Source organism: Vibrio sp. 1S139 (assembly GCF_041439475.1).
In the GTDB taxonomy this organism is placed as follows: domain Bacteria; phylum Pseudomonadota; class Gammaproteobacteria; order Enterobacterales; family Vibrionaceae; genus Vibrio; species Vibrio crassostreae_C.
This window is the reverse complement of record NZ_JBGOOD010000002.1, coordinates 129,608-148,832: the sequence shown is the minus strand read 5'-3', so window position 1 is coordinate 148,832 and position 19,225 is coordinate 129,608. Positions and strand designations below refer to the sequence as shown.

Annotated in this window: 17 protein-coding genes; 10 read left to right on the top strand and 7 right to left on the bottom strand. The window is 44.8% G+C overall.

What is annotated here, in order from left to right:
• Positions 1-31: 31 nt before the first annotated feature.
• The 5 genes from ACED46_RS01495 to ACED46_RS01475 all read right to left on the bottom strand — a co-directional run bounded on the left by ACED46_RS01495 (position 32) and on the right by ACED46_RS01475 (position 5,355).
• Entirely contained in the window at positions 32-661 is a 630-nt protein-coding gene (locus tag ACED46_RS01495) for a bifunctional 4-hydroxy-2-oxoglutarate aldolase/2-dehydro-3-deoxy-phosphogluconate aldolase (RefSeq protein ID WP_017070148.1), read from the bottom strand.
• A 14-nt stretch (positions 662-675) separates the two neighbouring features.
• Positions 676-1,614 (bottom strand): sugar kinase, encoded by a 939-nt coding sequence (locus tag ACED46_RS01490; RefSeq protein ID WP_371720784.1) that lies wholly within the window; start codon positions 1,612-1,614, stop codon positions 676-678.
• A gap of 90 nt (positions 1,615-1,704) precedes the next feature.
• Positions 1,705-3,219, bottom strand: coding sequence for a sodium:solute symporter family protein (locus tag ACED46_RS01485; protein WP_371720783.1), 1,515 nt, complete (start codon positions 3,217-3,219; stop codon positions 1,705-1,707).
• Positions 3,220-3,425: 206 nt separating this feature from the next.
• Positions 3,426-3,818: a RidA family protein gene (locus ACED46_RS01480; protein ID WP_017065166.1), complete on the bottom strand. Its 393-nt coding sequence runs from the start codon at positions 3,816-3,818 to the stop codon at positions 3,426-3,428.
• A gap of 103 nt (positions 3,819-3,921) precedes the next feature.
• On the bottom strand, positions 3,922-5,355 hold the full coding sequence (locus tag ACED46_RS01475; RefSeq protein WP_371720782.1) for an amidohydrolase family protein: 1,434 nt from the start codon (positions 5,353-5,355) through the stop codon (positions 3,922-3,924).
• 176 nt (positions 5,356-5,531) lie between these two features.
• Here ACED46_RS01475 and ACED46_RS01470 point away from each other — a divergent pair, with 176 nt between their 5' ends.
• Entirely contained in the window at positions 5,532-6,806 is a 1,275-nt protein-coding gene (locus ACED46_RS01470) for an amino acid deaminase (protein ID WP_017067117.1), read from the top strand.
• A 179-nt stretch (positions 6,807-6,985) separates the two neighbouring features.
• Positions 6,986-7,849 carry a MurR/RpiR family transcriptional regulator gene (locus tag ACED46_RS01465; RefSeq protein ID WP_017062019.1) on the top strand — a complete coding sequence of 288 codons (864 nt, stop codon included), beginning with the start codon at positions 6,986-6,988 and terminating at the stop codon, positions 7,847-7,849.
• On the opposite strand, the gene ACED46_RS01460 is transcribed toward ACED46_RS01465, so the two are convergent.
• Positions 7,846-8,385, bottom strand: coding sequence for a hydrolase (locus ACED46_RS01460; protein ID WP_371720781.1), 540 nt, complete (start codon positions 8,383-8,385; stop codon positions 7,846-7,848). The two genes, ACED46_RS01465 and ACED46_RS01460, sit on opposite strands and share 4 nt — an antisense overlap.
• A 192-nt stretch (positions 8,386-8,577) precedes the next feature.
• Between ACED46_RS01460 and ACED46_RS01455 the strand changes: the two genes are divergently transcribed.
• The 7 genes from ACED46_RS01455 to ACED46_RS01425 all read left to right on the top strand — a co-directional run bounded on the left by ACED46_RS01455 (position 8,578) and on the right by ACED46_RS01425 (position 15,672).
• On the top strand, positions 8,578-9,147 hold the full coding sequence (locus ACED46_RS01455) for a porin family protein (RefSeq protein WP_136974546.1): 570 nt from the start codon (positions 8,578-8,580) through the stop codon (positions 9,145-9,147).
• A 233-nt stretch (positions 9,148-9,380) separates the two neighbouring features.
• On the top strand, positions 9,381-11,003 hold the full coding sequence (locus tag ACED46_RS01450; RefSeq protein WP_371720780.1) for a phosphoethanolamine transferase: 1,623 nt from the start codon (positions 9,381-9,383) through the stop codon (positions 11,001-11,003).
• Positions 11,004-11,329: 326 nt separating this feature from the next.
• Positions 11,330-12,265 (top strand): CorA family divalent cation transporter, encoded by a 936-nt coding sequence (locus ACED46_RS01445; protein ID WP_017062015.1) that lies wholly within the window; start codon positions 11,330-11,332, stop codon positions 12,263-12,265.
• Entirely contained in the window at positions 12,265-12,840 is a 576-nt protein-coding gene (locus ACED46_RS01440) for a mechanosensitive ion channel family protein (protein WP_017062014.1), read from the top strand. The genes ACED46_RS01445 and ACED46_RS01440 overlap by 1 nt, the downstream gene beginning before the upstream one ends.
• 268 nt (positions 12,841-13,108) lie before the next feature.
• On the top strand, positions 13,109-13,936 hold the full coding sequence (locus ACED46_RS01435) for a GNAT family N-acetyltransferase (RefSeq protein WP_371720779.1): 828 nt from the start codon (positions 13,109-13,111) through the stop codon (positions 13,934-13,936).
• A 152-nt stretch (positions 13,937-14,088) separates the two neighbouring features.
• The gene (locus ACED46_RS01430) at positions 14,089-14,928 is read left to right on the top strand and encodes an AraC family transcriptional regulator (protein WP_017062012.1); all 840 of its coding nucleotides are present in this window, start codon (positions 14,089-14,091) and stop codon (positions 14,926-14,928) included.
• Between the two features lie 111 nt (positions 14,929-15,039).
• Entirely contained in the window at positions 15,040-15,672 is a 633-nt protein-coding gene (locus ACED46_RS01425) for a triacylglycerol lipase (protein ID WP_017061192.1), read from the top strand.
• A gap of 133 nt (positions 15,673-15,805) precedes the next feature.
• On the opposite strand, the gene ACED46_RS01420 is transcribed toward ACED46_RS01425, so the two are convergent.
• Positions 15,806-16,780: an arginine deiminase-related protein gene (locus ACED46_RS01420; protein WP_371720778.1), complete on the bottom strand. Its 975-nt coding sequence runs from the start codon at positions 16,778-16,780 to the stop codon at positions 15,806-15,808.
• A 586-nt stretch (positions 16,781-17,366) separates the two neighbouring features.
• On the opposite strand from ACED46_RS01420, the gene ACED46_RS01415 reads away from it, so the two are divergent.
• On the top strand, positions 17,367-19,217 hold the full coding sequence (locus ACED46_RS01415) for an ABC transporter ATP-binding protein (protein ID WP_065584473.1): 1,851 nt from the start codon (positions 17,367-17,369) through the stop codon (positions 19,215-19,217).
• The last annotated feature ends 8 nt before the right edge of the window (positions 19,218-19,225 follow it).

The following is a 19,225-nucleotide window of genomic DNA, read 5'->3' as shown; positions in this document are numbered from 1 at the left end:
AAACACTTATCTTTATTCCAAACGCTTCTCGTTAGTTCACAAGAGCGACCGCTTCTCTAACTAACTCCGCGATCTCGTCCCACTGTTCATTCTCGATCATCTTCGGAGATACCATCCAAGTACCGCCACAGCACACCACGCGATCCACGGCTAGGTAGTCATTCACGTTGTGCTTGCCGATACCTCCCGTTGGCATTAAAGACACATCAACGTATGGCGCTAACAGAGATTTCACCATATTGATCCCACCAGACGCTTCTGCTGGGAAGAACTTCAAAAAGTTAAGACCTAGCTCCAACGCTTGCTCTACTTGGCTTGGGTTGTTTACGCCAGGAACGATTGGCATACCGATCTCTTGGCAACGTTTTACTGTGTTGGGATTCAAGCCCGGTGCTACGATGAATTCGCTGCCCGCCTCTTTCGCAAGGTCGATCTGCGCAGGTGTGAGTACTGTACCTGCACCGATACACATCTCTGGGTAGGCATCACGCATCGCACGAATCGAATCCGCTGCCGCTTCGGTACGGAACGTCACTTCTGCTACTGGCAGGCCGTTTTCTACCAACACTTTTGCTAGTGGAATCGCATGTTCCACCTTGTTGATTTGGATAACAGGGATAACTTTGAACTGCTTAAGTGTGTTGATCATTTCTTGAGACATAATAGTTCCGCTTTTTATTTTTTAATCAGTTGGCTCATAGGGATTATTGCGCCAGAGTATTGAATAACGATGGAAGCCAGTTGGTAGCCAAATTCGGCTGCGTCGGTGGCGCTCTCGCCAGTAAGACGCGCAGCTAAATAACCCGCAGCGAATGAATCGCCCGCAGCGCAGGTGTCGACCACGTTAGAAACACGAGTCGCGGATACATAACTCTCAACAACATCGCCTTGTTCAACTTGAACAATCTTGCATGGCTCACAGCCACGTTTGATGACGATCTCTTGGCAGCCTAAGCGAAGGCAGCGTTGTTGAACGCTCTCGCCATTGCCCCAAACCAGCAGGTCGTCGTCTTCGGTAATCAGTGCAATGTCGACCAATGGTAGTAACTTGGCGTACCAATGCTGAGCTTGTTCAGTCGTCCAAAGTTGCGGGCGATAGTTGTTATCAAAAATCAGCTTTCCGCCTTGATTTGAGAACACACCAATGGCTTTCAACAGACGTTCACGTGAGGTGTCATCTAAAATCGCGATACTGATACCGCTGATGTACACCGCGTCGACTTGTTTCTCTGTCAGCGCGATTTCAAGCTTATTCAGGTCGTCAGTTTGAAAGTAAGATTTTACTGCCGCGTCATTGCGCCAATAGTGGAAATGTCGCTCACCCGTTTCGTCCGTTTCTACCATGTACAAACCGGGCAACTTGTTTGGAATACGTTCAACGAAATTGGTTTGAATGCCTTCTAGTTGCCAGCTATCAATCATGTTTTGAGACAGTTCATCGCTACCCAAACCAGTCGCGTAATGAACAGACAGGTTTTGATGTTGGGTTAAGCGAGAAAGGTAAAGCGCGGTATTGAGCGTGTCACCGCCAAATTTTTTGGTTAATGGAGAGCCGCTTATTTCGACCATACATTCGCCGAAGAAAGCAATATTGAAATGAGAAGATGCAGGCATAGCCGATCCTAAAATAGAGAGATATATGTGGGAGAAGGCCCTGCCACTAAGCAGGACCTGAATTAAGCAAACCAGTTGTGGAGACTAGGTTTAGCTTGTTTGATTTGCAGGACGTTGAGGTGCCGCTTCTTCTTCAAGTACGCCAGTCTCAGACATTTCCATCTCCATCAGAGCACGCTCGTCATCAAGAATCGCTTTTGCCATTTCAGGTGTTACTTGGTTAGCCGGAGTCACTAGGCTCACAACCACACCTGCCGTTAGAGCAAACAGACATGATGGGATAACTGGGTTGCCCCAGAAGGCTGTGTAGTCAGCGTTTAACATTACTACGAATGAAGCTACAGAAGCACCCGCTAGTGTTGCAAGCGCACCTTGCCAGTTGTAGCGTTTCCAGAATTTACCCAACATACCGCACACAAACATGCCCGACATAACCGTTGAAATCATCTTAGTGATGTAGCCAATGATGTCGTTTGACGTCAGTGCGAACAGTAGTGCGAAGCCAATCACCACAACCAAAGCTAGACGAGAGTAGTTCAACATTGATTCTTTGTTTGGTACGCGGCCTGTGAACATCACGTACACGTCACGCAGTAGGATAGATACACCGGCAATCGCATCTGAGCTTGCACTCGACATGGTTGCAGATAGACCTGCGATAAGAACAATCATGCCTACGCCAACTGGAAGAACCGTTGCAGCTACGTATGGGAACGAGTAGTTCGGGTTATCCAATGATGGGTCGATTGCGTGCGCAGCCATACCAATGATTGCTGGAATAATAGAGAAGAAAAGGTACAACACACCAGAAGCGACAAATGAGCAACGGATAGTTGAAACATCTTTACCAGAGTAGATACGCTGACGGAATGAAGGTGTTGCAAGTACGCCCACACCGATAACCACAGCCAGAGAAACAGCAGGCAGAATGCCCAGTTTATCGATTGCTAAAAAGCTTGTAGCAGCAGGGTCCATCGCAGCGTAAAGGTTATCCATGCCACCAATGTGATCAACAGACATTACCGCCATTAGGATGAAGCCAGCAAAAAGGATGATTGCTTGAATCGTATCGGTCCATACAACTGCTGTGTAACCACCGATAACAACGTAGATAGTGAAAGCTGCAGCAATAATAATTTTCGCAAGGTTAAGGTCGATGTCTGCAATCCACGCTAGGTACATGCCGCCACCTAGAATGTGCGCACCTAACCAACCGATTGACGCGATAAAGATAAGTAGGCCAACCACGTTTTTTACGATTCGGTTAGCGCCAACGTAATAAGCCAGCTCTTCACTCATGGTCATGAAGTTCAGTTTACGAACCGGAGCAAACCAAAGTGCAAGCAATAGGATGCCCACAGCACCGCCAATTCCGTACAGAGCACCTGCCCAGCCATTTGCGTAGCCGAAGCCAACCGCGCCCATACTTGAACCCGTGCCGACCATAGTCGCAACCGTTGTACCAAGTACTAAGAATAATGGCAGGCCACGGCCGCCTAATAAGAAATCTTCGCCAGATTTTTGATTACGCGAGACAAACCAGCCTAACCAAATTAGAAAACATACGTACACGCCGAAGCCTGTAAGAAAAAGTGTGCTGTTCATTTGACACCTCTCAGTGAAATATTGAGTTCATTCTTGAACTTTATTTATGATTCATTCATTTTTATATTTCATATAATTACTTTATTGATTTTATCTATTTTAATTAAAGTAATTTTTATAAATGTAGGGTGAGAGTATTAAAGGATAATAACAGGGATGACTAACCCCTAATACTCTCTAAGTAGGTAATTGTGATTAGGTTATTACTAAACGCGATCCGCGCGGTAGCAAGTCACATCTACTTCAACCTTCACGTCTACCACTAGGTCACAGACCATGCAGATACGAGCCGGTGGGTTAGCACCGAAGAACTCTTTGAATACCTTATTAAAAGATTGGAAGTAACGAGAATCCGTTAGCACAACCTTTACGTGCATTACGTCTTCTAGGCCGTAGCCCGCTTCAGTCATGATATCGACACAGTTTTGGATCGCTAGGCGAGACTGGTCAACAATGCCACCCTCTACCACTTCACCATCTGTCATCGGTGTCTGGCCAGAAACGTATAGGAAACCACCCGCTTCAGTTGCGCGTGCAAATGGTAAATGTTGTCCGCCTGTACCTGTACCGCCTTCAACACCGTAACGTTTAATAGTCATTTTTTAACTCCACTTCTTTATAGATAATATTGGTTCTGTTCCAATATATTTAAATTAATTCGTCGTTTTCTTATTACTGTATATTTAATAAAATAATTAAATTCTAATTACGGTAAATAAAAACGCCTGAACGATTATTTTTTACTTTTCCTTTTTGGTAAGTTAACTCACCATTTACAAATACACTTTCGATTCCCTCAGCAACTGAAATAGGGTTTTCAAATGTTGCTGTGTCTTTAATATTCTTTGGATCAAATAAAACTAAATCGGCAAATGCGTCTTGGCGAATCTCACCTCTTCCCGCGAGGTTGTAGCGCTTCGCAGACATTCCGGTCATTTTGTGAATCGCTTCTGGCAGCGCAAACAGTTTTTCATCTCGGCAGTAGTGGCCTAAGACTTTCGGGAAAGTGCCCCACAATCTTGGATGTGGATGCGGGTCATTTGGTAAACCATCAGAACCAACCATGGTCAGCTTGTATTTCAATACGCGCTTTACGTCGTTCTCATCCATGCAGTGGTAAACCGCACCGGCTGGTTGAAGCGCTTTTGCTGCGTCCATCAGTGGTAGGTTCATCTCATCAGCAATCTGCTTAAGCGTTTTGCCTGCATGTTCTGGCTTTGCTTTAGACCAAGTAATGAAGATATCGAAATCGTCCGTCACCTGTTTCAAATCTAATGTCGAAGAGCTCGCTGAGTATGGGTAGCAGTCGCAAGACACATCTTGGTGCTCAGAAACCTTGTCCATCAAATCAAGCACTTCAACAGTTCTGCCCCAGTTGCCTGCACCTGCACATTTAAGGTGAGAGATAACAACGGGTACTTTCGCGTATTGCCCGGTCTCAAACGCTTCTTCCATCGCGCTTAAGATCTCTTCGAATTCAGTACGCATATGCGTGGTATAGATACCGCCATGACTAGACAGCACTTTCGCTAACTGCATCACTTCATTGGCGTTGGCTTGTTTCGCGCTTGCGTAAGCCAAACCTGAACTCAAACCCAGTGCACCCTGCTCCATCGCTAAATCAAGGTTGCTTTGCATTACCGCGATTTCTTCTTCGCTTGCGGTGCGTTGCAGGTCGTCCATCACTTGGTTACGCAGTGTAGTGTGGCCAACTAATGCTGCTACGTTCACCGCTGGTTGCGCTTGCTCTACCGCTTGTGCATACGCGGCAAAGGTTGGGTATTTGAAATCAGCCTGCGCGCCTAATAGGTTCATTGGGTCTGGTGGATCGCCCGCCAAAACCGTTGGCGATGCGCTGATGCCACAGTTGCCAACAATCACGGTTGTCACACCTTGGCTGATCTTAGGTAGGCAGTCTGGGTAACGAATTACGTTGGTATCGTCATGTGTATGTACATCGATAAATCCAGGAGCCAATGCTAAGCCTGCTCCCTCAACCAACTGGCCACAATCTTCATGATCGACTTTGCCAATTTCGGCGATTTTTCCATCTCGGATTGCTACATCGGCACAAAACGATTGTTCGCCGGTGCCATCAAACACCTCTACATTTTTAATTATCGTATCGAACAACATTTCTCACTCTCTCAATCCACTTTGTTGATGGAGCTATATTAGAAATCCAGCCGATTATTTTCAGTGACAAAACACACATAATATTTTAATTTGTGTGATAGTTTCTATCACAAAACACATTACAGATATATTTAAACATTAAATAACAACCACTTAAATCATGTTAGGAATCAGTAATGAAACATAACCCTGCACAAAAAGATGTTATAAAGTATCAAAAAGATAGTTTCATCTTGACTGAAAAAGGCCAAAAAGGGAGAGCAGTATCACAATCTGAGAACGGTGTTTATCGACTGGTTGATGAAGACATTTCGCTTCCGGTAGCAATTATCAAACAATCAGCGTTGACCAATAACCTGAATTGGATGCAATCATTCGCCGATCATCATCAGGTTAAATTGTCGCCACATGGCAAAACATCGATGACGCCTGATTTCTTCCGTCAACAGCTAGAAAATGGCGCTTGGGGAATTACCGTTGCGACACCTGCACAAGCAGAAATTGCAGCAATGGCAGGCGCAAAAAGAATCATCATGGCTAACCAATTGGTAGGTAAAACCAACATGGCGATCATCGAACAGCTTATTAGTGAGTTCGACGTTGATTTCTATTGCTGTGTGGATTCATCGGTAAACGTGCAGCAACTCAACCAATACTTCGCCAACAAAAAGCAGACGCTAAAAGCTCTAATCGAGTTTGGTGTTCCGGGTGGCCGTTGTGGTTGTCGTTCACCTCAAGAAGTTTTAGAACTGGCTCAAACCATTCAAGATACGCCTGCACTTTCGCTAGCGGGTATTGAGGTGTATGAGGGCGTGATTCATGGCGACAATGCCGAGCAAGACATTCGTACCTTCTTAAACCAAGCGCTGACCTCGGTCGAAAGCCTCGCATCAGACGGTTTAATTACCGGTCAACCTATCATCACTGGTGCAGGTTCGGCTTGGTATGACGTGGTTGCAGAATGTTTAGCGAACCTAACCGATTACTTGGCGATCATCCGCCCGGGCTGTTACGCGATTCACGACACAGGTATCTACCTAGACGCTCAAAGCAAGGTGTTGCAGCGTGCCCAAGTAAACCAAGGTTACGCGTGCGAATTGGGTGGAGATCTGGAATCGGCACTTGAGGTATGGGCGTATGTAATCTCTCGCCCAGAACCGACCAAACTAGTTGTTGGGCTAGGCAAGCGTGATGTGGCCTTTGATGCGGGGTTACCTATTGCCGAACGCGGCTATCGCAATGGCGAAGCTATCTCTGTGAAAGGGCTGACTGCGACCGCCGTGATGGATCAGCATACCTTTGTTGAAACGGACGGCTCTTCTGAAATTGAAGTGGGCGACATGATTGCATTCTCAACCTCACACCCGTGTTTAACCTTCGATAAGTGGCGCCACATTGCCATCAGCGATGACGACCATCAGGTAACAAACTGGGTGGAAACCTGCTTCTAGTTCGATTTTTCAATAAGCTAGAATCAGCGAAACAATAAGATATACTAACGGGGCTAACGCTTAGTTTTAAACGGCTAAATGGCTAAAAAGCTAAAAAGCTAAAGAGCTTACTTCTTACGAGCTAGGTTCTTAATAACTAGGTGATAACGATTAGCCCCATCAACAAAGGATCAGGATTCTTGAGTTTAGAAGTAGATATCATTTCACAGATAACGGAGCGTTTTCCCGCTCTTCGTGATGCAGAGAAAAAAGTCGCTAAGCTGATCATGGACGACATTGATTTTGCTGCCAATGCCAGCATCACAGAGCTTGCTGAAAGCGCTCAAGTGAGTGAAGCCACCATTACACGTTTTGCTAAAGCGATCGGTTGCAGCAACGTACGTGATATGAAGATTAAGTTGGCTCAGACGCTAACCGTTGGCCAGCGCTTTATCCTCGAACCGGTTGACCAAACGGGTTATCAAGGTATCTACGAATCGATCAAGCAAAGCCTAGACATCAACCGCACCTTGTTCAAAGAGCAAGACGTTGAAACCGCAGTCAGCTGGCTGCATAACGCCAGACAGATCATTGCTATTGGTATGGGTGGTGGTTCAACCATTGCTTCTCAAGAGCTGCAACATCGACTGTTTCGTTTAGGCTACCCAGTGGTGTCGTACAACGATGGCTTGATGTCACGTATGGTTGCTGCCACGGCAGATGCTAATGACGTAATGGTGATGATCTCTGCGACTGGCTTTACACCAGTGATCACAGAAACGGCAGAGCTGGCTAAGCAGTACGGACTTAAGATCATTGCGATTACCCCACAAGATACACCGCTAGCAAAAATTGCCGATATCTTGTTACCCATCAAGCATATGGAAACCGACTTCATCTACAAGCCGTCGGCTTCTCGCTACGCTATGTTGGCGTTAGTGGATGTGCTTTCTATGGGAATCGCAGTCAATCACAAGAACCGCTCGCGCGACAAACTGCGTCGCTTGAAAGTTGCGCTCGATTCTTACCGAGGCGGTGGCGATAGACAGCCTCTCGGTGATTAACGAATCAAGGATAGAATGAGCTTAAATTCACGCGCGCGGCAGTCTTTCACAAGCTCGTATAAGCTCATTTCTAATCCTGTGATTTGGATACCAGCATCCATTAGTCGACGGATTGCCAGATCTTTGTTGAGTGCCGTTCGTGAGCTAACACAGTCGCCAACTACCTGAACCTTGTACCCAAGTTCCAACAACCCCATTGCGGTTTGATAAACACAAATATGAGCCTCAATACCACACACTAACCAAGTCTCTACATCCTTGGCTTGAACCGCCTCAACAAACTTGGGCTCATCACACGCGTTGAAAGTGAATTTAGGTATCGGCTTTGCATCATTCAGCAAGTCATTAAGTTCGTCGACTGTAGCACCTAGCTTCTCTGGGTTCTGCTCCAAACGAATAATTGGCAGACCCAAAACCTGTGCGCCCTTAATCAACTTTCCACAGTTAGAAATAAGTGTCTCATTCTCATCAACAAGGCGTGCAAGCTTACCTTGCACGTCCACAACCACCAAACATGTATTTTGTTTCATTAGCATGTGTATTCCTTGTTTTTGGCAGCCTAACTCACTACGCAACCTGACGAGCATTTTTTCTACTATGTAACGATTCAACTTACAAAGCCATACAGTAATAGGTACAAGACTACGGAATAATACTCACCAACGGTCGAAAGGTCGCAAAACAAAAATAATTGATACTGGCATGACATTTAAGAGTGAGTAACAAAAATGAACAAGATAACAAAATCAGCATTAGCACTGGGTTTAATCAGCGCAGTTTCTCTTCCAGCTTTAGCTGCAGGTACTGACGGCGGTGCGTACATCGGTGGCGGCCTTGGTGTGTACCAAGATTCTGATACAGACGGTCAAGGCAACCTAGACTCAGACGGCATGGGTTACAACCTATATGGTGGCTACCAGTTCAACCGTATCGTTGGTGTTGAGCTTGGCTACAACGACTACGCAGACTACAAAAAAGGTACAGAAAAAATGTCTCCAACGTCTGTTTCTGTATCAGCAAACCTAGGTTACACGTTCGACAACACGATTCGTCCGTTCGTATTGGCTGGTTTAAGCTCTGTTGACCTACACGCAAATAAGAGCGCTGGTTACGATGATGACAGCGGTACCGGTTTCCACTTTGGTGTTGGTGTTGAATACACGCCAATCGAACATCTAACACTACGCCTAATCTCACAAGCAGACGCAGTGAGTGTTGAGAACGACTACGGCTTTAAGAAAGAAGACAAAACACTTGCCTTCAACAGCATTAGCTTCGGTGGTTCTTACAACTTCTAATGTGATTGAACCACATAGAATAAGCTGAACATACTAATTCACTTTGCTGTTCCACCTTGTCATGAAGGTCACTCAGTAAAGTGAATTTTTTGTTTCTACACGCACTATCGCGTCATTTCACTTTAGCCGGTTTATCGCTCACCATTACTTACTGAGCTTTATGCGTTGATATTAGAGCTTTCTTGGTAGCGAGACTAAAATAAAGGGATAAGAGACGCAGGAAAACAAGACCTATGAATCTACCAAGCTTTAACATGTCGATAAACAAGCTGCCTTTTGTGTTGGCCGTGTATTATCTGCTTGTCGTCAATCTACCTCTCTCCCAAGAACTGTTTAGTATTGTTCAGGCATCGAAGTCTGAAAGCGTTGCGTTTCTTATCTCCATTCCTATCTTCTTCCTTGCTGCCTTTAATTTCATCTTCCAAGTCTTCAACTGGCCTATTTTCTCTAAGCCGTTTTTCATCTTATTGCTGATCACCTCAACCTTAGTCAGCTACAGCATGTTCAATTACGGCATATTCGTCGACTACGGCATGATAGAGAATGTGTTTGAGACCAATAGCGGTGAAGCAGCCAGCTATATCAGTGGTCACTCGATCTTATGGCTACTGGCTATGGGTGGTATTCCATCTCTCATCCTGTTGTTTACCAAACTTGAAAAAGAGTCTTGGAAGGATTTCTTTGTCTGGAAATCGATTGGCTTGCTCTCTTCCTTGATCGTCATTGCGATTATTGCCGGGCTTTTCTACAAAGATTACGTATCGATTGGTCGCAATAACTCGCACATCAAAAAGATGATCATTCCGACCGAGTATGTAGCATCAACAGTCAAATACATCAATAACACCTACATCAAACAGCCCATCCCCTATCAAGAATTGGGATTAGATGCTCAACTCAAGCCACAAGCAAAAGCGGCAACCAAACCGACCTTATTGGTGTTTGTGCTTGGCGAAACCGCTCGCGTGTATAACTACCAATATTATGGCTATGAGAGAGAAACCAACGCTCATACCAAGCCTTATAACCCGATATTTTTCTCTGATGTTCAGTCGTGCGGTACAGCCACCGCAGTTTCAGTACCCTGCATGTTCTCGAACATGAATCGCAGCAACTATGATCGCGACAAAGCCTACAACCAAGATAACGTGGTCGACATTATGAACCGCGCGGGCATTCACTCTATTTGGAGAGAACATGATGGTGGGGATAAGGCGGTCGCACATCGAATCAAAGAGATGACGCTCATCGCCAAAGACAGCGACCCATTGTGTAATAACGACGTATGCTACGACACAGCGATGCTAGAGAACTTCGAACAAGATACGCAAGATCTCAAGCAAGATAGCATCATTTTCTATCACATTGCCGGATCTCACGGCCCAACGTACTTTGAGCGATACCCAGAAGATCATAAGAAGTTTGTGCCAGACTGCCCACGTTCTGATATCGAAAACTGCACCAAAGAGCAAGTGGTCAACACCTACGACAACACCATCTTGTACACAGATTTCTTTCTATCACAGGCTATTCAGAAGCTAGAGAAACTCACCGATAAGTACAATGTTGCGCTGATGTACATTTCCGATCACGGAGAATCATTGGGAGAAAATGGCGTCTACTTACACGGCATGCCTTATTCATTGGCACCGAAAGAGCAAACCCATGTGCCTATGATAATGTGGATGTCTGATGGTTTCGCCGAGCAGAAAGGGATAAACCAGACCTGCTTAAGAAAGGCAGGCAAAGAACAGAGCTTCTCCCAAGATAACCTGTTCGACTCCTTGCTTGGCCTAATGGACGTGCAAACCAAAGAATACCGAGAGAACCAAGACATTTTTGCTTCTTGTCGCTAGTGCTTTTGCTTATGTAAACCATCGGAAAACTCGAGTTGCCTGAGCAAGCTCTCCGCAACCTCCCCTAAAAAGAAAAGACCTCGGTCTTTTCTTTTTTTCGTCGCTAACATGGAGCCAGAGTGCTAATTTATAACGACGAAACAATGAGCTACATTTAATAGAGACAATAATGGAAGAGTCCGTCGTACTCCAAAGACCAACATGTCTTATTAGACTTCATCTCACTCACATCGCTCATTGAACTTACCACGATTAAGCTCAGTTCAATACCGCGCCTGAATGGCGCATAATATCAATGTTTACGTCATATCATTAAGGACAAATGAATGGACGCTTTCATAATTTCAAGCTGGCAATTTTCTGAGGGGGTGGCACATGAACACACCACCAGCCCAGCCTCATTCGAGCAATCAACTTGGTATCACTGCCAAAGAGATGCTGACGGTTTGAGAGAATGGCTCCACAGTAATACGGTTCCAAATGCCATCATCGATTCATTACTCACCGATGACACCCGCCCTCGGTTCGAACAATTTGGCCACGACTGTTTTTTGATGATTCTGCGAGGCATTAATCTAAACGAAGGTGCTAACCCTGACGACATGCTTAGCCTACGCATCTTATGGTACAAAGGCACTTTAATATCGACACGTAAAGTTCCTTCAAAAGCGGTCAGTAATCTGATATCTGATCTCAAACAAAACCAAGGCCCTACATCATTACCTGATGTGTTGTTGGGCATGATCCGTGGAATAAACCACAGTATTTCAACCTTCCTAGCACCCGTCGAACTATTAATTGACGAGTTAGAATCTACATCCAATATCGACATAAGATCCATTAACGCTCTACATTCAAGGCTACTCAGACTAAGGCGTTATTTGAAGCCACAGAAATACGTTTTTGAAGATTTAATGAGTGACCTACCTGCGCCATTGAGTAAGCACAACAGTCATATAAAGAACAGCCTTGATACCATCCTGAGAATTAACGAGTCTGTTGAGTTTTACATCGAACAAATTAATGTATTTTTAGCGAGCCTAAGTCAGCAACAAGCTGAAAAAATGAATAGAAATACGTACCTATTTTCTATCATTGCAGGTATTTTCCTCCCTGCTGGGTTTTTCACCGGTTTACTGGGTGTCAATATCGCTGGGATACCCGGAACAGATAACCCGATAGCATTTCCACTATTTTGCGTTGGGCTGCTCGTGGTCATAGCGGCAGAGGTCGTTATTTTGAAAAAATTGAGGTTTATTTAATGGTTGAGTTTTTGCAATCCAATATGTGGCTTAGACAAGTAGTTTTAGGTTTACTTCTTATCACTGTGTATTGGGTGATCAAACGCTTAGGTAAGAACTGGATAGAAACATTAGCGGAAAATAAGCGTGTCGAATTGAAGCGAAAGCAGTTCGTGATTAAGTGTTTCAATATTGTTCTGTTTCTACTCTTCATCGCTGTGTTTACGATTGTTCTTAACTTGGGTTTTGGTGATATTTCTCTGTTCTTGTCTTCGATATTTGCGGTGCTGGGTGTCGCTTTATTCGCGCAATGGTCGATTCTAAGTAACCTCACAGCCAGCGTACTAATATTTTTCGTCTTCCCTTATCGCATTGGCGACAGAGTAAGAGTCGCGGAGAAAGACGAAGACATCAGCGGTGTGATCATCGATATCACCATGTTCCATGTTATTCTTCGACACAGTTCGGGCAACATTATCACCTACCCTAATAACCTGATCCTACAAAAAGGCGTGATAAAGGTATTAGTTGATCCTGAGTTAAAGAGTGAAACTGTCGATACAAAACTCATCAAAGCTGAAGACTCAGATAAGTAATGCGCCCTCTGTTGAACTTCCACATCAATAAGTTCAACAGAGGGTAAGATATCTTGCCCTCTTTCAATTAACATAAGCTCTCCTGTTAATACTTACACGCCTTTCAAAACTGTCGTTTTTATTCAATATCAATCTAGAGTACTCACCTACAATTGCTGCTATTGAAACGTGGCTTGGCTAATCAATTTATCTCATCGTCCGTTGACGCACCTGAGAACAAGATGACAACCACGCACTCTACCGAATCGAAACAACAGGAATTAACGCGATGTTAGACATCAAAAAAATCTCAGTACTTAGCGACTTAAGCGAACTTAAAACGGCTTACTTTGCTGAATCTACAGCTCCACTCGATGGCATGTGGCATTTTGGCTTTGTACCTATGTCTGACCATTACGGCTTTTACGAAGATGACAAACTTGTGGGGTATTGCGTATTGAACGGAGAAGGTTACTTACTTCAATTCTACCTAGCACCAACAGCCAACACCAATATAGAAGACTTGTTTACCTTAATCGTAGAAAACAACAGCTCTGTGATTGGTGAAGTGAAAGGCGCATTCGTAAGCACGGCAGAACCACAATACTTGTCACTATGCATGGATAACACCCATTCATTTAAGGTGAACTCCTTGATGTATTGCCAAGACCAAGAAGCTAACTCTAGTCGTAATTTAGGTCGTATTGAAGACATCGAGATGACTCTCGCGACGCAAGAACAACTCGATCAATTAGTCGAATTTGCTTCATCAACGATTGGTGCGCCAAAAGAGTGGTTAACCGGCTACTACGGCAATTTGATTGCCCGCCAAGAGTTATGGGGCTACTGGGAAAATGGCAGCGTTCTCGCAGCCGGTGAGTGCCGTAAGTTCGATGAGCATCAAACACAGTTTGCCGACCTGGGTATGATTGTCGCTCAACAAGAGCGCGGAAAAGGGTTAGCAACGCGTGTTCTTAACTTTCTAAAGCAGCACGCTAACCAGCAAGATTTGGAAGTTATCTGTTCAACAGAAAATAGCAATATTGGCGCGCAAAAAGCTATCACACGCGCTGGGTTGTCATCAAAGCATCGCATCTTACAGTTTGATTTTCGCTAGTTGAAAACTCAGCTTTACCTCGCACTGAGCATGCGCACTCAGTGTGAAGTGAAGCTAAGATGCCAAGCGCAAGCACTTAGTATGGATAAAACTGTCACAGACAACGATATCCACATATAATGGTAAAGTACTCATCAGAAATAGAAGTTCGAATGATCAATTGGTTACAGTCGCCAAAATCCCCTGAAATCGCTCAGTTCATTGATTGCTACTGGCTTATCGAGAAAACGCCCGATGCCCAAACTCATCAGTTTCCGATACTCAACCCTGACCCTTCAGCGCATTTAATCCTGTCCCCCTGCGATCAGCCGTATCACTACACAATAGAGCAGCAAGTCGAGCAAGGGGTTGGCAGCCACCTGTTGCTGCCCCATCACAAAGCCATTGAACTTGATCACTCGAAGCCGTTTATTCACTTGGGCATCAAGTTCCACGTTGGTGCTTTGTATTCGTTAGTCACCCCTGATTGCCCGCACCCAAGCCTAGATCGCGTCAATACCATCGACCTTGCAGATTTACTAAACAACTCTGATGTCGATACGATGTCACTGATTAAGCTTGCTCAAACCGACTTTGAAGCTTGTTGCCAGAAGCTGGATGATTTACTACTTCCATGGTTATCGACCGGTAAAACAGATAGACACAGTGAAATCACTCACAAAGTGTTGGGTGTACTTGATTCGACGCCGATTGCAGAGCTTAGCGACAAGCTGTTTTGCTCGCAAAGAACATTAGAGAGAAGCTTCAACAAGGTAACAGGGCTGACATTAAAACAGTGCCAATCGATGAACAAACTCGAAGCTATGTTGGAATACTTGTATAAGAGAAATTTGGATGACATCGACTGGATGGACGTCGCCTTTCAATTTGGGTTTAGTGACCAACCGCACCTAATTCGTTACCTCAAGAAAACCATTGGCCTAACACCCAATACTTATGCCAAACAAGGGGGATTAACTATAGACGTTTATGGCGGGGTCAGGTCAGAATAACGAACTGCCACTACGACACTCTCTGTCTATTGTGTCCCATTCACAGCAAGTTTTGTTGAGTTTAGAATTGCGACTCCATATACTGAAAACACCATCAGTCGGAGGGCAATAATGAATAATAAAAACAAGCATATAGTTTTAATTCATGGTCTATATATGCCTGCGTTGATCATGCTATATCTGGATAGAAACTTCAAAAAACGCGGCTTTACAACGCACAAGTTTGCCTACAACTCGCTGCGTTTCCCTTCTGCAGCCAAACGCCTCAATCGCTTCGTAAATGCTCGCTTTAATGAGTACGATGAGGTCTATTTCTTTGGTCACTCACTCGGTGGCTTGCTGATTCGCCACTACTTTAAGTTCTACCAACCCGACTTTGCAGACACCTGCATTATTACCGCAGGTACGCCGCACAATGGGGCAACCATAGCCAAAACGCTTTCGAATCATGGTCTTGGATTTATATTTGGTTCGAGCAAAATGATCTTAAGTGATGGCTTGGGTGACTACGATATTGATGTGCCGATTGGCGTGATTACAGGCACCTACGACGCCGGAGTTGGACGTATTGTACTGGGGAAAAACCCAGGCGATGGCACAGTCACACTCGAAGACGCCAACCTGAGAGGAGCAACGGATACTTACGCCCTCAAACTCAACCACACGGCGCTTGTCTACTCCAAAGAAGTCGTAACACTATCGGCTCAGTTCATCGAACACAGAGCTTTTAAGGACGCTTCATAGCTTATTTCCATTAGCTTTTGCGCGTTGACTCCTGTATCGAGCTCTGTTCTCTTATATGTGAAAGACAAAAACAAAAATACCACTCTGCGATAAGAGTGGTATTCAAAGATTCATTACTGAAAGTGAGTGCTTGTTACAGACGATTTACTCGCGTTGGTAAAAACACCTCACCCAACATGCATCGCACCGAACCACCGCCAATGTCTTCAATCGTTTTCACGTTAAATGGCAGCAGTTTTCCATGCGTCGAAAGCTGAGCTAACTGGGCTGGAGAAAACGCATCGTAAGCCGATTGAGACATCGCGATCACCTTGTCGCCATTCACGGTTTCAAGCTGCAGGATGTTGCCACAGAAACGGTTCATCTGATCAATTGAGATAGAGATAACCTGCTTATCTTTAGCAAGCGACTTCACCACAAAGCGGCGTTCAAACTCAGGAATCACTTCATCACAGATCACGCAGAAGTTATCGCCAATCGCCATCATCACATTGGTATGGTAAATCGGTTGGCCAGACGGTAATGCCGTTTGGAACGAGACCACGCGAGAATAACCAATGCGCTTCGCATAATCTTCTAACACTTCGCGGTCACAACGCTGAGAAAGCGCAGCGTAGATGGTCTTGTTGATATGGTCGATAACCATCACGCCCGTGCTCTCTAGATAAGAACCTTGCGCGATGTAAGACTCTAGAGACTCGCTATGGTTAACAATGCGACCCGACGCTTCTAACGCTTCAATAAGAGCATTTGGCTTAACTTCATTCTGACGGTTTTCACACGCCATAGGGAACGTGAATAAGCTTCCATCACTACAGGTACTGAACCAGTTGTTTGGGAAAACAGCATCCGGAGTTTCAACGCCCAATTCTGGGTAATCAAACTCTACAACTTGCACACCTTCTTTACGCAACGAAGCGACCATAGCTTTAAATTCGGCCATCGTTTCTACTTTCACCTCAGCTTCGGTCAGATTAACTCTGTGCTGAAATTCGTTATCACGTGCTGTTTCTTCGTTAAATTTAAACTCTTTTGGTGGCACCATAACAACGCAATTGGCGTTTTGAACATTAGTGATATGAAATGATTTTTTGTGTAGGTTTAACATTTCAACCGTCCCTATCTTTTATTTACTTCAGAATTGTAAACAACTTGTTACGACAAGATTCACTGAAAAGAATATTGATTTGAATATTTATCCCAAACAATTACTGCAGATCTTAGATTAATCGGTAATTTTTACTGCAAGATAACAGCACATCAGAAAGAACCAACTGTATGCATATTCGTTAAGTCACTTTATGGATAAATATTCTGATTCCATTTTCTCGCCCATCACGAGTTTTGATTACAATTCAATCCATTTAACGTTAGGATTATCACCGTTGCATAACAATCAATTACGTTTGAAATAAGCTTAACTTTTCCTGTCTAATTCAATCTAAAATACGCGTCATGAAAGACACTCTTTGGACCTTTCCTGTATCGCTTAGACAAAGTTTTAGTGTTTTAAAGCCAAGTGCCTAAATAGGCGCTAGAACAAAATCCATCGAATGACTTAATGCTGATAAGAACCCATGGGCGCTTATATAATTTCAAACTAAGGCAGTTAAATTTCGAATCAAGACCATAAAAACAAAGCTGCACCAACGATGCAGTCGCTTATAGATGCACTAGTTTATAAAGGGAAATCTATGTACAAGAAATTTGAAGGCTTTACTGAAGCCTTTCCAAAGGGAGAGCCGATACAACCTCCTACTGGCATACTGGCATTCTGCCGCCATTACACTCGAGGTTTCGAAAAACCATTGATTTTGCTCGGGTTGATGAGCATGACCATCGCGATCATCGAAGTCGCGCTGTTCGGTTACATGGGGCAATTGGTCGACTGGCTATCAACAAGCAACCCAGACACTTTCTTAGCAGACAACGAATCGACATTGATGGGGCTCGGTATTCTGCTGTTGGTTGTGATGCCAATCTTGATCAGTGTTTACTCGCTATTGCTTCACCAAACTTTGCTGGGCAACTACCCAATGTCGATTCGTTGGTTAGCACACCGCTACCTTTTGAAGCAAAGCCTGTCCTTCTATCAAGATGACTTCGCCGGACGTGTCGCGACCAAAGTGATGCAAACCTCGCTTGCAGTGCGCGAAACTGTGACCAAGATGGTCGATGTGTTTGTCTACGTGACGGTTTACTTCACGGCGATGCTGTTCATGCTTGCTGAATCAGATTGGCGCTTGATGGCTCCGATGCTGATTTGGCTATTCGTTTACATCGGTATTCAACTGCACTTCGTGCCAAAGCTAAAAGACGTGTCTTCAGAGCAAGCGGATGCTCGTTCACTGATGACAGGTCGTATTGTTGATAGCTACACCAACATCGCGACGGTGAAATTGTTCTCACACAGTAAAAGAGAAACCGAATACGCCGAAGAAGGCATGGAAGGCTTCCTAGATACTGTGCACCGCCAAATGCGCTTGGTAACCGGCTTCAACATCTGCGTGGAATTCGCTAACTATCTATTGGTGTTCAGCATTGCGGGTATCTCTATCTACCTATGGCTAGATAGCGCAATCACCGTGGGTGCAATCGCGATTGCGGTCAGCTTGGCTCTGCGTATTAACGGCATGTCGAAATGGATCATGTGGGAAATTGGTGGTCTGTTTGAGAACCTTGGTACCGTGATTGACGGCATTAAAACTCTGTCTAAGCCTATTGCTATTGAAGACAAGAAAGACGCGAAGCCTCTGGAGGTTCCACAAGGCGGTATCAACTTCGACAATGTAAGCTTTAACTACGGTGAGAATAAGGGGGTGATCAACAACCTAAACCTCAACATCAAACCGGGTGAAAAAGTGGGCTTGGTTGGCCGTTCAGGTGCAGGTAAATCGACCCTAGTTAACTTACTTTTGCGTTTCCACGATGTAGAAAGTGGCCGCATCCTGATTGATGACCAAGAGATCTCGAGCGTTACTCAAGATTCTCTGCGTAGCAACATTGGTATGGTGACCCAAGATACTTCACTGCTGCACCGTTCGATCAAAGACAACATTCTTTACGGTCGACCAGAGGCATCAGACGAAGAGGTATACGCGGCGACTAAACAGGCACACGCGCATGAGTTTATCGAAACGCTAACCGACCCGTTTGGCAACGTTGGTTACGATGCTCAAGTGGGTGAACGTGGCGTTAAGCTTTCTGGTGGTCAGCGTCAACGTGTGGCTATCTCACGTGTTCTTCTAAAGAATGCTCCATTACTTGTTCTCGATGAAGCAACTTCTGCACTCGATTCTGAGGTAGAGGCAGCGATTCAAGAGAGCTTGATTGAGCTAATGGAAGGCAAAACGGTTATTGCGATTGCACACCGCCTGTCGACCATCGCAGCGATGGATCGCCTGATCGTGCTTGATGCCGGCAATATCGTAGAAGAAGGCACGCACCAAGAGCTGATTAACCAGAATGGTATTTATGCGCAGCTATGGAATCACCAAACCGGTGGCTTCATTGCCGATGACCTTGAGCAAGCTACAAACGCTTAATTTTTGTG

What these genes read in the sequence shown, in the direction of transcription:
- ACED46_RS01490 (WP_371720784.1), bottom strand. Translation starts at nt 1,614, where the DNA reads ATGCCTGCATCTTCTCATTTCAATATTGCTTTCTTCGGCGAATGTATG.
- ACED46_RS01455 (WP_136974546.1), top strand. Translation starts at nt 8,578, where the DNA reads ATGAACAAGATAACAAAATCAGCATTAGCACTGGGTTTAATCAGCGCA.
- ACED46_RS01470 (WP_017067117.1), top strand. Translation starts at nt 5,532, where the DNA reads ATGAAACATAACCCTGCACAAAAAGATGTTATAAAGTATCAAAAAGAT.
- ACED46_RS01415 (WP_065584473.1), top strand. Translation starts at nt 17,367, where the DNA reads ATGTACAAGAAATTTGAAGGCTTTACTGAAGCCTTTCCAAAGGGAGAG.
- ACED46_RS01450 (WP_371720780.1), top strand. Translation starts at nt 9,381, where the DNA reads ATGAATCTACCAAGCTTTAACATGTCGATAAACAAGCTGCCTTTTGTG.
- ACED46_RS01420 (WP_371720778.1), bottom strand. Translation starts at nt 16,780, where the DNA reads ATGTTAAACCTACACAAAAAATCATTTCATATCACTAATGTTCAAAAC.
- ACED46_RS01480 (WP_017065166.1), bottom strand. Translation starts at nt 3,818, where the DNA reads ATGACTATTAAACGTTACGGTGTTGAAGGCGGTACAGGTACAGGCGGA.
- ACED46_RS01445 (WP_017062015.1), top strand. Translation starts at nt 11,330, where the DNA reads ATGGACGCTTTCATAATTTCAAGCTGGCAATTTTCTGAGGGGGTGGCA.
- ACED46_RS01460 (WP_371720781.1), bottom strand. Translation starts at nt 8,385, where the DNA reads ATGCTAATGAAACAAAATACATGTTTGGTGGTTGTGGACGTGCAAGGT.
- ACED46_RS01475 (WP_371720782.1), bottom strand. Translation starts at nt 5,355, where the DNA reads ATGTTGTTCGATACGATAATTAAAAATGTAGAGGTGTTTGATGGCACC.
- ACED46_RS01495 (WP_017070148.1), bottom strand. Translation starts at nt 661, where the DNA reads ATGTCTCAAGAAATGATCAACACACTTAAGCAGTTCAAAGTTATCCCT.
- ACED46_RS01430 (WP_017062012.1), top strand. Translation starts at nt 14,089, where the DNA reads ATGATCAATTGGTTACAGTCGCCAAAATCCCCTGAAATCGCTCAGTTC.
- ACED46_RS01440 (WP_017062014.1), top strand. Translation starts at nt 12,265, where the DNA reads ATGGTTGAGTTTTTGCAATCCAATATGTGGCTTAGACAAGTAGTTTTA.
- ACED46_RS01435 (WP_371720779.1), top strand. Translation starts at nt 13,109, where the DNA reads ATGTTAGACATCAAAAAAATCTCAGTACTTAGCGACTTAAGCGAACTT.
- ACED46_RS01425 (WP_017061192.1), top strand. Translation starts at nt 15,040, where the DNA reads ATGAATAATAAAAACAAGCATATAGTTTTAATTCATGGTCTATATATG.
- ACED46_RS01485 (WP_371720783.1), bottom strand. Translation starts at nt 3,219, where the DNA reads ATGAACAGCACACTTTTTCTTACAGGCTTCGGCGTGTACGTATGTTTT.